The organism is Neobacillus drentensis, assembly GCF_036966985.1.
GTDB classification, from domain to species: domain Bacteria; phylum Bacillota; class Bacilli; order Bacillales; family Cytobacillaceae; genus Neobacillus; species Neobacillus drentensis_E.
This window is the reverse complement of record NZ_JBALSN010000152.1, coordinates 1-15,832: the sequence shown is the minus strand read 5'-3', so window position 1 is coordinate 15,832 and position 15,832 is coordinate 1. Positions and strand designations below refer to the sequence as shown.

13 protein-coding genes and 1 pseudogene are annotated in these 15,832 nt (G+C 39.7%); 6 read left to right on the top strand and 8 right to left on the bottom strand.

Annotated features, from left to right (window positions below):
- Positions 1-8: 8 nt before the first annotated feature.
- The 4 genes from V7659_RS10580 to V7659_RS10565 form a co-directional block, all read right to left on the bottom strand.
- A complete protein-coding gene (locus tag V7659_RS10580) occupies positions 9-605 on the bottom strand; it encodes a PepSY-associated TM helix domain-containing protein (RefSeq protein WP_335539985.1) in 597 nt (198 codons plus the stop codon).
- A gap of 74 nt (positions 606-679) precedes the next feature.
- Complete coding sequence (locus V7659_RS10575; protein WP_335539983.1) at positions 680-1,951, bottom strand: sensor histidine kinase; 1,272 nt, start codon at positions 1,949-1,951, stop codon at positions 680-682.
- Positions 1,952-1,959: 8 nt separating this feature from the next.
- Positions 1,960-2,631 (bottom strand): response regulator transcription factor, encoded by a 672-nt coding sequence (locus tag V7659_RS10570; RefSeq protein ID WP_335539981.1) that lies wholly within the window; start codon positions 2,629-2,631, stop codon positions 1,960-1,962.
- Positions 2,632-2,757: 126 nt separating this feature from the next.
- A complete protein-coding gene (locus V7659_RS10565; protein ID WP_335539979.1) occupies positions 2,758-3,705 on the bottom strand; it encodes an efflux RND transporter periplasmic adaptor subunit in 948 nt (315 codons plus the stop codon).
- A 238-nt stretch (positions 3,706-3,943) separates the two neighbouring features.
- Between V7659_RS10565 and V7659_RS10560 the strand changes: the two genes are divergently transcribed.
- The 3 genes from V7659_RS10560 (at position 3,944) to V7659_RS10550 (ending at position 9,192) form a co-directional block, all read left to right on the top strand.
- Positions 3,944-4,405: a MarR family winged helix-turn-helix transcriptional regulator gene (locus V7659_RS10560; protein ID WP_335539977.1), complete on the top strand. Its 462-nt coding sequence runs from the start codon at positions 3,944-3,946 to the stop codon at positions 4,403-4,405.
- A gap of 3 nt (positions 4,406-4,408) precedes the next feature.
- Positions 4,409-7,549, top strand: a complete 3,141-nt coding sequence (locus tag V7659_RS10555; protein ID WP_335539975.1) for an MMPL family transporter — start codon at positions 4,409-4,411, stop codon at positions 7,547-7,549.
- A gap of 203 nt (positions 7,550-7,752) precedes the next feature.
- Complete coding sequence (locus V7659_RS10550) at positions 7,753-9,192, top strand: TerD family protein (protein WP_335539973.1); 1,440 nt, start codon at positions 7,753-7,755, stop codon at positions 9,190-9,192.
- A gap of 42 nt (positions 9,193-9,234) precedes the next feature.
- Here the strand turns inward: V7659_RS10550 and selB are convergent, their stop codons facing one another.
- Positions 9,235-11,118: a selenocysteine-specific translation elongation factor gene (gene selB / locus V7659_RS10545; protein WP_335539971.1), complete on the bottom strand. Its 1,884-nt coding sequence runs from the start codon at positions 11,116-11,118 to the stop codon at positions 9,235-9,237.
- Between the two features lie 185 nt (positions 11,119-11,303).
- Between selB and V7659_RS10540 the strand changes: the two genes are divergently transcribed.
- A complete protein-coding gene (locus tag V7659_RS10540) occupies positions 11,304-11,726 on the top strand; it encodes a hypothetical protein (protein WP_335539969.1) in 423 nt (140 codons plus the stop codon).
- A gap of 27 nt (positions 11,727-11,753) precedes the next feature.
- Here V7659_RS10540 and V7659_RS10535 read toward each other — a convergent pair whose 3' ends face one another.
- Positions 11,754-12,248, bottom strand: coding sequence for a hypothetical protein (locus V7659_RS10535; RefSeq protein WP_335539967.1), 495 nt, complete (start codon positions 12,246-12,248; stop codon positions 11,754-11,756).
- Entirely contained in the window at positions 12,229-12,723 is a 495-nt protein-coding gene (locus V7659_RS10530; protein ID WP_335539965.1) for a hypothetical protein, read from the bottom strand. The genes V7659_RS10535 and V7659_RS10530 overlap by 20 nt, the downstream gene beginning before the upstream one ends.
- A gap of 174 nt (positions 12,724-12,897) precedes the next feature.
- Between V7659_RS10530 and V7659_RS10525 the strand changes: the two genes are divergently transcribed.
- A complete protein-coding gene (locus V7659_RS10525) occupies positions 12,898-13,374 on the top strand; it encodes a GNAT family N-acetyltransferase (protein WP_335539963.1) in 477 nt (158 codons plus the stop codon).
- 57 nt (positions 13,375-13,431) lie between these two features.
- Here V7659_RS10525 and V7659_RS10520 read toward each other — a convergent pair whose 3' ends face one another.
- The gene (locus V7659_RS10520) at positions 13,432-13,893 is read right to left on the bottom strand and encodes a hypothetical protein (protein ID WP_335539961.1); all 462 of its coding nucleotides are present in this window, start codon (positions 13,891-13,893) and stop codon (positions 13,432-13,434) included.
- Positions 13,894-14,162: 269 nt separating this feature from the next.
- Between V7659_RS10520 and V7659_RS10515 the strand changes: the two are divergent.
- A pseudogene (locus V7659_RS10515) lies at positions 14,163-15,799 on the top strand (FAD-binding dehydrogenase).
- The last annotated feature ends 33 nt before the right edge of the window (positions 15,800-15,832 follow it).

The window sequence follows — 15,832 nt, the reverse complement described above, 5'->3', positions numbered from 1 at the left end:
TTATTAATCTATTCAAATAAGCTTTCTGCCTGCCGTTTCTTTCGCTTATTTTCGGCAGCGATAACTTTCATCGTTAGATAGATTCCTGTCCCTGTTAAAATCATTAAAGCAACAGCCGTTAAATCTATTAACCATTTCACATTTGTATTGCCCATTCTTCCTTCATGAAGTCCACGGATGATTGACATAATCGAACCTTGCCCCATCCCTTGTCCACGAATTCCTTCCGGCAGGTTTCCATTTCCTCCAAAGCCGCGTTGCCCTTGGAACTGACCGTTTCCATTCTGACCATTAGCTTGTCCTTGAAATTGGCGACCTTGCTGTCCAGAATTTTGTTGATTTCCTTGCTCAAAACCGCCATTCATTCCTCGTGGACGCTGTCCTGGGTTAAACTGGCCTGTTTGGAAATTTCCTTTTCCGCCTTCGAACTGTGTTTGTCCGATTAACCAAGGTTCATTCATTACGAGACCTGTCAAGGATTCAATAAAGATGAAAATGGAAGCAATTAAGCCTATCCACAGATGTGCCTTTCTCGTACTCTTCATGTTAAAACTTCTCCCTTCAGTTTTCCATGTAAGAATCTTTGTTTGAATAATAACAAACACATTATGAAGGGGTTTCCTTAAGTTTTTCTTAAGAAATAGATTTACTTTGATTTTTTTCAAAAAAAAACCCAAAATTAATTTTTTTGGGTTTTTGGAAAAATGATTTCAATTGTTGTTCCTTTACCGAGGGTGCTTTGCACCTTAGTCTTACCATGATGTTTCTCAATAATCCATTTTGCAATCGATAAACCGAGTCCTGTTCCTTCCGCAGCCGTCCTCGCTTTGTCACTTTGATAGAAACGGTCAAAGATTTTTGGAATATCTTTTTCTGGAATTCCAATCCCGGTATCCTTTATTTTAAGAAAAATCGAGGAATGATTCTGTGAACATGAAAGCAGTATTTCCCCGCCTTCATTTGTATATTTCATGGCATTGTCTAATAATATGACGATTAATTGATGAATTCTTGCTTTATCTGCAAAAAATCTCACAGGTTCCGATTCTTGCAAATGAAGCGACTTTTCTTGATACAATGCAATTTCCTCGTATTGTTGAAGAATTTCTTTTAACAAATCATCGAGTTGGAATTGTTCCTTTTTGACCTCAATCTGATCAGAATCCGATCTCGCAAGTGTTAATAAGTTGGTCACTAATTTAGAAAGCCGTCTTGATTCATTGGATATCGTTGATACGTCAAGAATCCGTTCCTGAATGGTTGCTTTTGGGGCCCGAAATAGGACTTCCGTTTTTGCCTGGATCACCGCTAATGGGGTTCTTAACTCGTGCGAAGCATCGGATACAAATTCTGTCTGCTTCTGCCAAGCTTTTTTAATCGGTACTAATGCCTTTCCCGCTAAAAAATATCCTGACGCAACAGCACACATGATTCCAACACCCATACCAATTAACATAATCAACAAAAGTCTGTCCAATAATTCTTGTTCAGAGTTCACATTGCGAATAAATTGAACGGTTATTTTTCCTAATTGGGGATGTTCCACCTTAAAGGCAATATACCTAAAGGAAAAATCTTCAACATCCACATCCTTTAGAGTATTTAATTCTGTTGGCTGGATCAATTTCTCATTACCTTCAAAAATGTCCGCATCTCGGTTTTGTTCCAACAACAACTGATTGTCCTCATCCCAGATTAGGGTTAATATCCGTGGGTCCCTCCTAATAAATTTTGGAAATTGCCCGCCATTCCCCCCATTTCCTTCTCGAATTTCTCCTGGTCCATCCGGCTGCTGCTGCAAATGTTCTATTGATTCGAGCAGGGATTGGTTGACATCTTTATATAATTTATTATCTGTGTAAAAATAAATGACGGTCCCTAGTATACTAATAAGAACGATAAATACCAATGAATTTAGAAAGGTTAATTTAATAAGTGTTTGCCGAAACATGTGAGCTCCTATTCTTCGTTCAACATATAGCCAACGCCGCGAATCGTTTTAATATCAGTATGATAGCCTGATGGTTCTAATTTTTTACGGAGATGGTGCATGAATACCTCCACAATTGCGATGGTTGTATCTGAGTCGAATCCCCAAACCCTGTCATAGATTTGTTCTTTTGTAAGAATGGCCCCTTTATTTTGAATCAAATATTCTAATAGCTCGTATTGCTTTGCAGTCAGTTTGATCTGTTTGCCATCGACAACAATGTCTCTTTCCTTCCCTAACAATTCAATCCCGCGATACTGAATCGTTTGATTGGTTGTTAAGCTGCCGCTTCTTCTTAACAAGGCACGGATTCTCGCCTTTAATTCAGCAGCTTGGAATGGCTTAACCAAATAATCATCTCCGCCGCTATCAAGTCCCTGAACACGATCTTCGAGCGAATCTCTTGCAGTAAGGAAAAGGACTGGTATTTTTAAGCCTTCCTTCCTAATAGTTCGTAACACTTCAAACCCATCAATCTCAGGGATCATTACATCCAATACAATCACATCATGAATATTCTGCATCGCCAAAAACAATGCATCCTCGCCATTCGAAGCTTGATCAACTTCAAACTCATCGGATAAAAGCTGAACGATTGATTCTAATAAAGGAAGATTATCTTCTACAACTAATAAGCGCATTCTCTTTCTCTCCTAAGCATCATATAAAAATAATTATAGCAAACGATGCAATCCGAACATACCACATGATTGCTGTTTACCTTTCACTTATAACAGTGGACATTAAGAAGTGAAATTCCCCCCCACTTAATTACCACCCCTTCCTCCAAAGTTACGGTTCATTCCTCCCGCGTTGCCCAAACCACCAAAAACACTATTTTGAGTATTTGTAGTTGAAGTTTTAGAAGAGCTAGCTTTTGCTAATTGCGGTAACTTAATCGTTTCACCTTCTGACAAACCTTTTGTTATTTCCACATAATCTTCATTTGCTAAGCCGGTTTGAATGGTTTTTTTCTTATTTTCAGAGGTGTTCTTATCAGTGCTTTTTGAATTGATGATGACATATTTCTCCTTATTTGATGTATATACAGCATCAAGCGGAACATAAAGAGCACCTTCCTTACTTACCGTTAAAATCCGTGCTTCCGCACTCATTCCGACTTTAAGTTGATCTGGTTTGTCAATATGAATGGTAACAGCGAAAGTGGAAACTCCGCTTGAGGATGTTCCTTCTTCAGAAATAGCTGAAACTTTGCCAGTAAATGTTTGATCAGGAAACGCATTAATTGTTAAGTTAACGGCCTGTTTCTTTTTTATTTTGGAAATATCAAGCTCATCAATTTGGACCACGGTTTGTAATTCGTTGTAATTGGTTACATGCGCAACCACTTGTCCATTCGTAACACGCTCGCCTGCTGAAACTGCAAGGCTCGTAATAACTCCTGTAGCTGATGCTGTTACAGGGTCACTTCCATCTGAAAAGGTAATTAATTCATCACCTTTCTTTACTTTCTCCCCAACCGCTACTAACACCTCGTCTATTTCACTATTATCAAACTTTGATTTAATATCTTCGCTGGTTACCGCTTGAACGGTTCCCGAACCACTGATATTGACGTTTAACGTACCTTTTTGAACCACTGCCGTTCTAACTTGCGCGGACACGGTTTTTGGACTTAGCGATAATGGTTTCCATTGATATCCGACAAATCCAATAACTAGGACGCTACCTGCAATTACTATCCATTTTTTCATCTTTACTTACTCCTTTTTGCGTTCCTGAATTCCGCCCAGGATGCGAAAATTTCTAACTTACATCCAGTATTATGTTTATTCCTTAACTTTTCCTTAAAAGTTCTTTAGATTTACGAGGAATCACAGATTTAAACAAAGTTTATTTCGATTGACAGAAATTAGTTGATTATTATATAGTTTAACAAGTGAATAGTTAAACAATTTAACTATTTTTATAAATAACGAGGTGAAAACAGTCATGGATAAAAATGTCATCCAAGAGTTAATCAACCGGTATGTGTCCGTATCCTTTCAAGTCCACAAAAAAGCGGAATATTTAATCAAGGGGCAAATTGGCGACGAACTCACAAACGACCAGCATTACATATTGAGATATATTCATCAAGCAAAGGAATGCACTTCTACGGAGCTAGCCGATGCTTTCGAAGTCAATAAAAGCGCCATCACCGCCATCATTAATCGAATGGTCGATCGAGGACTAATACAAAGAACTCGTGATGAAAACGACCGCAGAGTGGTTTACTTAACCCTAACAAAGGAAGGTTACACCCTTTACGAGGATTGCCAAGAAAAAGTTCAACAGCTTGTGGAATCCATCATTACCCAATTTGAAGAATCGGAAATTACTACTTTTATAAGTACGTATGAAAAATTGGCACAAATTTTAGTCAACAAGAAAAAGGAAGAACTGGGGGAATAAACAGTGAGAGCGATCATAAAAGGAAAATGGTTTATTTTACTCGCGTGGATCCTCGTTATCACCGCCCTATTTATGGTGGCACCAAATATGGAGGCACTGGTTAGAGAGAAAGGGCAAATTACTGTACCGGAAGGATACTCCTCAACTATCGCCGAAAAAATCCTCAAAGATGTTCAATCTAGTGAAAACAGTGGCAGTAATCTTCAAACCGCATTGGTTTTCCATAGTGATAAAAAGTTAACCAAGGCCGATTTTGAAAGTGCGGAAAAAGCCGTGAATCAGCTTGAGAAAAACAAGAAAAAGCTGGGGATTTCAGAAATTTTAACCCACTTTAAGCAAGCTGAACTAAAAGATCAACTGGTTTCTGAGGATGGGAAAACTATTCTTGCATCCGTAAAAGTAGATGTGAATGGCCGAGAAGCCAAAGACATTGTAGATGAATTATACCAAGAAATTGATAATGTAAAACTGGATCATTACTATACAGGTAATTGGGTAATCAGCGATGACCTTGTTACCAACTCGCAAGAAGGATTGAAAAAAACAGAAGGAATTACTGTAGGATTTATTCTGATTGTGCTTTTACTCGTGTTTCGATCAGCAATAGCACCAATTATTCCATTGGTTACGGTTGGGTTCAGTTATCTTACGGCTCAGTCGATTGTTTCTTTATTAGTGGATAAAGTTAACTTTCCACTCTCAACCTTTACACAGATTTTCTTAGTTGCTGTCCTCTTTGGTATTGGAACAGACTATTGTATTTTACTACTTAGCCGCTTTAAAGAAGAAATGGCAAAGAATGATAGTGTAACAGAATCGATTGTGGAAACCTACCGTACCGCCGGAAAAACGGTTTTCTTTAGCGGGGTTGCAGTTATGATTGGGTTTGCTTCGATTGGATTTTCGACCTTTAAGCTCTATCAATCAGCAGCGGCGGTTGCCGTAGGTGTCGCCATTCTATTAATTGCACTTGTCACAATTGTCCCCTTCTTCATGGCTGTGCTTGGCAAAAAATTATTTTGGCCATCCAAGGGAAAACTGGAACACAGTGAAAGTAAATTTTGGGGATTTGCCGGCAGGTTTGCACTCGCCCGCCCACTGATTGCTTTTATTATTGTCGGGGTCATCTCTATCCCCTTCTTATTCACCTATAAGGACCAATTATCGTTTAATTCACTTGAAGAAATCAGTGATGATTTTCCATCGATAAAGGGTTTTAATATTATTTCTGATTCATTTGGACCAGGCGAGTCTATGCCCACCCAAATAGTCATTAAAAACGATGATCAAATGAATACTTCCGAATATATGGCTATAACTGAAAAAATAAGTCAAGAGCTCGCACGTATCAATGATGTGAATTCCGTGCGGTCCGTGACCCGTCCAACCGGGGAAACAATTGATGATTTATATTTATCCAAACAAGTGGCAAGTCTCGGGAAAGGCCTCGGTCAAGGCAATGATGGAATTAAAAAAATCAGCGATGGCCTCGAGCAAGCAGGCAGCCAGATGGCAGCCAATAAGCCGAAAATGAAGGAAGCCACTGACGGAATCAGCGAGTTAATAAACGGAACCAATAAACTAAAAACAGGGATGGGCGACATCCAAGGCGGGCTGACAGTTATTGAGAAAGGAATTAGATCTGGTTCCGCCGGCTCTGCCCAGATAAAAGATGGTTTAACCCAGGTTAAGGAAAAATCCGAAGAGGTTTTAGCCGGAAGCAAACAATTGCTCGCTGGCTATAAAAAGGCAAGTACAGGATTAGCCACTATCCATGGGCAATATGAAAAGGTCGCATCAGAATTAGGTACCTTGAACAAAACTCTAACGGCGACAAATCAATATTTTTCAAATCTAGAACAACAATACAGTGATATCCGTCAAAATCAAAACTATCAAGCTATTAAAATGACTGTTCAGGGCTCGCAAACCGCAACAAAAGAATTAGCTGGCGGGTTGCAGCAATTTAATGCTGGACTTAAGGGTGCACAAGAAGGTATAGAGTTTGCGAACAGTAAATTCACAGAAATGACAGCTGGCCAAGAAGCCCTGATTAACGGAATGGAAGGCCTGTTAAAAGGGATTTCCGATCTTGAAACTGGACTCGATAAAATGGCTGACGGACAAGGAAAAGTCATTGCAGGACTTCCCCAATTTACCGGTGGACTCTCCGGAATTAATGACGGGCAAAAACAGCTCCTAACAGGTTTCCAAGATATGGGCAGTCAGATTACACAACTTTCAGATGGCTTAACCCAAAGTGCGGATGGTTTAAATAAAGTGTCAGATGGACTGGATTCTGCCCAAGATTACTTATCTGAAGTATCCAATCAGAAACAAAATGGATTTTATATTCCTCAGGACGTGCTAGACAGTAAAGACTTTGAGCAAGCACTCGATGCTTACTTGTCAAAAGATCGAAAAGTAATGACGATTGATGTGATCTTCAGTAAAAATCCATATTCGAATGATGCGATTGACCGCGTTCCAGAAATAAAGCAAGCAGTCAAACGCGTTATTAAGGACACCAAACTCGAAAATGCTAAAGTGGCAGTCGGCGGTGTATCAAGTATGCATAACGACCTTGATTCTATTTCAAAAGCGGATTATTCAAGAACCGTAGTGCTAATGCTTGTTGGGATTAGTATTATCTTAATAATCCTGCTCCGTTCACTCATTATGCCGCTCTATCTGATTGGCTCACTCGTCTTAACCTACTATACTTCGATGGCCATTTCAGAAAAAATCTTTGTTAATTTATTAGGTTACTCTGGAATAAGTTGGGCTGTGCCTTTCTTTGCCTTTGTTATATTAGTAGCCTTAGGAATCGATTACAGTATTTTCTTAATGGATCGCTTCAACGAATATCGAAACATGCCAGTTGAAAAAGCCATTCTACTGTCTATGAAAAAGATGGGAACCGTTATAATTTCAGCAGCGATTATCTTAGGAGGTACTTTTGCTGCGATGATGCCATCAGGAGTTTTATCCTTGCTGGAAATTGCTACGATTCTATTAATCGGATTAGCCTTGTACTCCCTAGTGGTCCTTCCATTGTTTGTCCCTGTAATGGTGAAAACATTTGGAGAAGCCAACTGGTGGCCATTTATAAAAAATAAAAATGACTCCAAATTTATCGACTGATTCAACTACGCTGGTCCAATGGATCGGCGTTCTTTTTTAAAGAAAAAGGGCAAATTAGTCCCTTTCATTTTATTTTGAAACTTTTTCATCATTATTTCGTACATATAACTAGTAAAGGAACATGGAACATCTAGAAATTTTTCCCTTTTTTAAAAATACATTATAATGTACATAGGAACATAATCGTTGAGGAGTGAAATAAAGTGGGTGTTACACTTAGCAAGGGACAAAAAGTAGATTTAACCAAATCTCACCCTGGCCTGCAAAATGTCGTGGTCGGGTTAGGATGGAATATTAATCAGCAGGGTTCAAACTTTGATCTAGATGCATCTGCCTTCTTATTAGGTGAATCTGGTAAAGTGAACAGTGATCAGGATTTTGTGTTTTATAATAATCCTAATGGCGGAAACGGATCAATCATCTACAGTGGTGACAATCGTACCGGTGCAGGAGCACAAGATGATGAGCAAATCAGGATTGATTTAGCTAGGGTACCTTCCCACATTCATCGGGTTGCCTTCACCATTACCATCCATGATGCTCAAATGAAAGGGCAAAATTTTGGACAAATATCAGACTCTTATGTGCGTATTTTTAATGAGCAAACGCATGAGGAATTATTAAGATTTAACTTAGGCAGAGACTTTACGGTAGAAACAGCGATTGTCGCCGCTGAATTGTACCGGCACAATGGAGAATGGAAGTTTAATGCGATAGCCAGCGGTTTCCAAGGAGGCCTTGCAGCACTTTGCCGGAACTTTGGGATTGCAGTTGATGATCCACCTTCGAGTGTGCCAACACCACCAAGCTACCAACAAAGTCCTAATTCATACCAGCAAAGTCAATCAAGCCCTAATCCGTTCCAGCAGAGTAATCCATACCAACAAAATTATTCAAATCCTAATCAGCAGCGTACACATCTTCAGCCTGAATCATCCAATCAACAGCCTGCCTACGGATTTCCTACACAGTCGTATCCTGCGACGGTCAATTCACACCAGACATATGGTGGAGATGAAATCATTTGTCCGCGCTGCCACTCGTCAAATGTGAGGACTGGAAAAAAAGGATTCGGTCTGGGTAAAGCTGCCATTGGCGGACTCATCCTTGGTCCTGTCGGCTTACTTGGCGGATTCATTGGGAAAAACCAATTGAAATTTTCATGTAATAGCTGCGGCAATTCCTGGTCCCCTTCGCAAACCGATTACGCTGAATGGGCAAACAATTCAAAGAGAAAAGCACAGGAACTCTTTAATCGCTACAAAAGTCAGGATGTCCTTGAGGCAGTGGTTGCTGCCTGTGCTTTAGTGGCCATGGCAGATGGGTACTTGGATGCTTCTGAACGCCAGAAAATGATTGAGTTCGTCCATCAAAGTGAGGAATTACGAGTTTTTGATACAACGAAGGTTATTCAAAAATTCAACATGTTTGTTTCTAGAATAGAAAATGACCGGATGATGGGTCGCGCGGAGGCCTTCCGTGCTCTTGGAAAAATAAGAACCAAGCCTGAAATTGCTCGTCTTGTCGCCCGGTATTGCATCGCCATTGGCTATGCTGATGGAAATTTTGACAACAATGAAAAGCAAATGGTTAGCGATATCTGCCGTGAGCTTGGTCTTAACCCAGCAGAGTTTTTATCATAATGACGAAAAGCCTCCATTCCAGTTCGGAATGGGGCTATTTTGTTACTTTTTCCAAATTCTCTTGTTTTCCACACGTTGGGTCAGACCCATTGAATCTAATTTTTCTAAAAATGGGATCATATATTTCCGTGAAAGTTCAAGAACATCTTTCGCCGCTCCGACATCAAATTCTGCTCCTGTTTGACTGCGCAATTTAGCCACTGCTTGTTGAAACACATCTCCATGATATGCAAACTGGGCATCCAGCTGGACAAGTAATCCTTCCTCTTCTAAAAAGCGTCTTAAATCTGCCTCCAGTGTGGCAGGTATTCCGGCATCAGCAAAATACTCTTTTAAGGAACGAACTTTTAATCCATCCTTTTTTAATTCTGCAATTAGATTTTCAGTCCGCTTTGCCCAATTTTTGGGCACATGTGGGACAAAACTGGCTAATGAAACAAACTGCCCTCTTCTGTTAAAGTTATGTTTGGCAATTCCATTCTCCACAACAAAATCCAATAAATGCTTTGGAACTTTTTTTTGAAGGGTTTGTAATAGCTCAGCTTTGTTTATCCCTATTTTCATCGAATGAAGAAGGTGAAAATCCTGTAATCTATCAAAAATATCTTCCTCAATGGAATTGATCAGCAATTGGACCGTATATTCTTTCCCGTCAAATAAAACAAATTCTTCTTCAGTTAATTTTTCAGTTATTGTGACTTCGTCTAAAGAAGTGCGTTTGATTAACTCATCCAGCGGCAGGCACTTTGCTTCCATTAAAGCAGCAGTGATCCGCTCTTTTGGTGAACCAACCTTTTTCTTTTCCAATTCTTCAATGGTCTGATTGCCAAATCGATATTTGTCACCACGTGGATCAATCACCCAGCCCCCGCCAATCGTTTCTTGCGGACTCGGACGACGTAAAATAAAGCGATCCCCGCGTTTTGTTAAAATTTCCTCCTCGAGTCTCAGCTGACAAAGGATTTCGCCATTTTCTTCCTTGATTTCATTACGATCAAAAAAGACAATCCTTCCCATTACCTCCGCGGTTCCAATATGAAGCTTAATTGGCATTCGCTGTTTGACCATATGCTCAAGGTCTTCAACGACACGAATCGCAACATCCAGTGTCTTCGTGACAAGGAAATGTTCTGAGGAGACAAGCACATCTCCCCTCTCAACATCTTCCTTGGAGATACCTGAGAGATTAATTGCCGTTCGTTGTCCTGCGAATGCCCTTTCAGCTGGTGAATGGTGGACTTGAATCTGCCGTGCTCTGACTTCCAGCCCTTTGGGCATAATTTTTAGGGTTTGTCCCTCTTCTACTGTTCCTTCATACACCGTTCCTCGGACAACAGTACCTTGGCCCTTTACTGTAAATACCTGGTCAATCGGGAGACGGAATGCCCCTTTCGCATCTCGCATTTCTTGTTCCTTTAACGTTCTAATGATTAATGCTTTGATCTCATCGATGCCTTTTTTAGAAAGACTGTCTATCAAAACAAACGGTGCGCCCTCAAATACTGTTCCAGAAAGCTCCGCTAAAATATCATCTTTTACAAGTTCGATAAATTCTTCATCGACTCGATCAATTTTTGATATGGCCACCAAACCATTTTTTACCCCTAAGAATTTCAAGATGTCTAAGTGCTCTCTCGTTTGCGGCATCACACCTTCGTCTGCTGCAACGACGAGCACGACCAAATCAATCCCAGCAACGCCTGCGATCATTTGCCGGATAAACCGTTCGTGTCCTGGCACATCAATCACTGAAATTTGGATTTCATGATCTTCGTATAATGGTGCAAAACCGAGCTCAATGGAAATTTGACGTTCCTTTTCTTCTTTTAATCTATCTGTATCTACATTGGTTAACGCTTTGGTTAAGGACGTTTTCCCGTGGTCGATATGCCCTGCCATACCAATTGTAAAATATCGTTTTTCCAAGGATGCCACCTACTTTTTCATTCTTCCCTTCTAATGTATCGATTATGGCTCTATTGTTCAAGGGTAGATTTTGCGACATCTTTCTCTTCGCTTTTCAAGATATCTCCACATTCATCTCGTCCATTGGTTTCGTGCGTATGCTATGTTGTTAAGGAGAACATAAACACACCAAAGGAAGAAAGCTAATGATAAAAATGATTTGTCCAATTATCGCAGGAATCCTTCTATTATCTGCATGTCAGAGCAGTGAACCAAATAAGGCAAGTGAAGTTAAGTCTACTAGTGAACGGCCGCAGCAAACCGTCGAGATGACAAAAGACGGCACTTTCCCCTATCCAAATTTATTAGCAGAAACTGACCAGTCCTATTCGCTGCTAGTCATCGGGGTGCAGGAAGGACAAACACCTATTGAAGATGATCAAAAGGTACGTAAAGCCGCCACCAATATTTTAAGCTTACCAACACTTGAAATGGTTGAGAAGATTTATCCGAAGTTGCCAATAGAACATCAATCTGCCTATATTCTTTTTGATAATAATGGAGTGATTCATCAATCAAAAAATTTGAAGGAACTTAAGAGTTTTCTTGAGAAAAATCCTCTAAACTAACAAAAACCAGAATTCATCTGGTTTTTGTTAAGTCTCCGCTTGATTTGTCCGTAAGAAACGGTAAAACAGGATTAATAAAGATTGAATGAATAGATAAGTACAAACAGAGTATATGATACTGTTTCCGTTTTTATAATGAAAAACACCCATGCTATGGTAAATCCACTCTACCCCAATAGCGGCCGACGTAAAACTTAAAATAAAAAACACTAAGTAGCGATCCTTTATTTGATATTTTTTATAAAGGTATAGAAAGAGATAAGAATATGGCGGATAGAGGAAGTAAACCACTATATCCATAACCGTGTATGCAGGACCATCCATAATATCATAAAAGTCAAGCGGTTCAGCTCCAATCGAATTATCGAAAAGACCTGCAGCTGTTAGGCTATAAAGGAAGATGAGAATGGTTAATTGCTTTGAAAACACTTTTGGCAAAAAGAAAAAAATTCCCCAGGATACTAAAACCGCACAAATAACAAAATAATCATTCTGACCAAATTTATGTTCTACCAACATCATCCTCGCATTTCACCTCCTGCTCTTGCAGTCCTTTAAACCAATTAAATGCATACATGGCAAAAAACAAATAAAGCAGATAATAAATAACGGTAAAAAAATGATTCCACTTCTTAAAGGTATATAACTCACTGCTTAAATTTACTTTATCAATCCCGAGGATTATTAGACAGTACAGTAAAAGGAGTAAAAACTGTTTTCTTAAAGTACTATTATTTATGTACATAATGAGATAGGAAACAAATAATGGGCTGAAGACACTTCGAAATAGAAGAAATGCCAAATATAATTTCGGAGTGGTTGTGGTTTTCATCCATTTAAATGTTTCAAATAAACCTAAATATGTGTGAGTGTTAATGAGACAGGTTAGCAGGACAAGAAATAAAATCTCCTTTCTCGTCCCTCGGTTCTTCTGACGATTAAAGATAAGTAATCCCATCATCATCCAACTTAAGACAAAATAAAAGGTAAATACCATGAAATCTCCTCTTCTAATTTCAGCTTGCTTCCTACTATCCTAATCTTTTCCATCTTTTATGAAAAATAGAAATTTTTTCACATCAAATATTTCAAAAAATAGTTTAAATAAAGGAAAATGATAGCACTTTGTCAAACTTTCTTTAGGAGAAATTAACAAGTTTGGAGGATAACAATGATCAACCTAGTTAAAGTGCTGAAGGAAGATGAGAACATTTTACATAATCTCATGCAATTTTACATCTATGAATTTACTAAGTTTTTGCCTGAGATAACTTTAGAAGATAATGGGCTATATAGGCCATATGATTTAACTGAATTTTGGATAAGTCCCAACCATCATCCATTTTTTATTAAACAGGATGATGAACTGATTGGATTTGCCTTAGTTGAAAGTGGTATTGAAGAAGAGCCAAACTCAATACTGGAATTCTTTATCATCCAAAAATATGCTGGGAGAGGATTTGGAAAAATAGCAGCAAAACAGCTATTCACTATTTTTCCTGGTAAATGGCAAATCACACAAATTGAAAAAAACTACCCTGCACAAGCTTTTTGGAGAAATACGATTTCAAAATTCACAGGCGGGAGTTATAGTGAAAGGTCCGATGAAAGAAAAAGGGTGATTCAGGAATTTGATACAAATCTGTAGAAATAAGAAGAGAAGTCAGTTGGGTATATTCACTCCTGCTTCTCTTTTTTAGTCAATTTAATTTCTTTTGTTTTTAATCTCTTCCAAATCTTTAATCAGCATTTCCTTTGAACCTTCATCAACTACCTCTTTTGCATATTCCATTGCTTTTTCAGCTTGTTCTATTGATCTATCATTATGACCTAACAAAGCATTTGCTCGACTTAATGCTTCATAGGCATAACCAATATAAAAGGGATCGATTTCGTTTTCTAGGCTGATAGATAGACAACGTTCCGCATAATACATTGACCTCTCTCCAAGCCCTGCTGTCGCATACACTCTTGATAGCTGCCAATAACCGATGGATAGGTTCTTTGCTGTATGTCCCTCAACCTGGGTCCAATGATAAAAAGATGTATGGGCTAGATGGATCATTTTCTCTGTCTCTTCGTTCGTCCTCACATTCAAATCAAGGAGATCCCAGACTGCATTAAAACTATTTACCGCCTGTTGCTTATGCGTAAAGGTTGTTGTCATCACTCTTCCACCCTTCTTTTCTCGAGATTCCTAATTTATGATCCTAGTACAAATTCTCTTTCAATTTATAGGATATACGATTTGCACAATCAAAAAAAGATTGAAATGATAGAATAATTTTAAATTTCAAATTTTTTATAATCCTCTTCTGAATCCTATTTATTACATCAAAATTCCGATGTTAGGTATGATATACTGGAGTATATTTACTTTTCAGAAAATTTCACAAGTCATGAACTTGACCTTATAAAATATCCGGGGGGATTTATTTGAAATTTGACGTGATTGTGGTGGGTGCAGGACTAGCGGGTTTGGTTGCAACGGCTGAACTTGCGGATGCAGGAAAAAAAGTACTGCTTTTAGATCAAGAACCAGAAGCTTCTCTCGGCGGTCAGGCTTGGTGGTCATTTGGAGGTTTATTCCTTATTAATTCTCCCGAACAAAGAAGAATGGGGATCAAGGACTCCAGGGAACTTGCTTGGCAGGACTGGTTAGGGGCAGCAGGGTTTGACAGAGAGGAGGATGAGGATTATTGGGGGAAAAAGTGGTCCGAAGCATATGTTGATTTTGCCGCCAGCGAAAAGAGAGAATGGCTGACAGGAATGGGGGTTCGTTTTTTCCCGGTTGTCGGCTGGGCAGAGCGAGGTGGCTACACAGCTGAAGGCCATGGCAATTCAGTCCCACGTTTCCACATTGTCTGGGGAACTGGCCCAGGTCTCGTTAAGCCATTTGAGGATCGAGTCAGACAAGCAATGAAGAACGGACTTGTCGATTATCGCCCCCGCAATCGTGTGAATGAATTATTGAAAGAAAATGGTATCATTACCGGTGTCAGGGGAGACATCCTAGTTCCAAGTAATTCAGCTCGCGGGGAGGCCAGTTCACGAGAGGTAATTGGGGAATTTGAGTTTCATTCATCGGCTGTTGCGGTGACAAGCGGAGGCATTGGTGGAAACCATGAACTCATTCGAAAAAATTGGCCGGAACGACTTGGTAAGGCTCCTCAAAATATGATTTCTGGGGTCCCAAAACATGTCGACGGAAGAATGCTAGGGATAACAGAAAAAGCAGGCGGACGAATCGTCAATCGTGACCGAATGTGGCATTATACCGAAGGAATAAAAAACTGGGACCCTGTTTGGCCTAACCATGGCATCCGAATCCTGCCNNTGATGCTAATGGGAAGCGCTTTCCTGCTCCGAACTTTCCTGGTTTTGATACGTTGGGGACGCTGGAAGCCATTATGAAAACAGGCTACGACTACTCCTGGTTCATTTTAACTCAGAAAATTATTGAAAAAGAGTTTGCCTTATCTGGTTCAGAGCAAAATCCTGATTTAACCGGAAAAAGTATCAAAAAAGTGTTAGCCCGAGTCCTGCCCGGTCCTACTGCCCCGGTTAAGGCATTCATGGATAAGGGCGAAGATTTTGTGATTGCGAATACCTTGTCTGAACTTGTAGCCGGTATGAATACACTTTCTGGTGATCACTTGTTATCTCTGGAAGAGATTGAGCGACAGATCCTTGCGAGAGACCGAGAGATTGAAAATAAATTTACAAAAGATCTTCAAATTACAGCTATGCGCGGAGCAAGAAATTATCTTGGGGACAAACTGATAAGAGTGGCACCCCCGCATCGAATTCTTGATCCCAAAAAGGGTCCCTTAATCGCAGTACGATTAAACATTGTCAGTCGAAAAACGCTAGGCGGTCTCCAGACCGATTTATCGGGCAGAGTCCTTGATGCAACTGGAAAACCTGTGCCAGGTCTATACGCAGCTGGAGAAGTTTCAGGATTTGGCGGAGGCGGCATCCATGGTTACCGCTCATTGGAAGGAACGTTTGTCGGCGGCTGTTTGTTTACAGGAAGGCAAGCTGGACGAGCCATTGCTAAAGAATTATCATAATTTAGATGAGATTTCTTATAAAGGAGGTGAGAA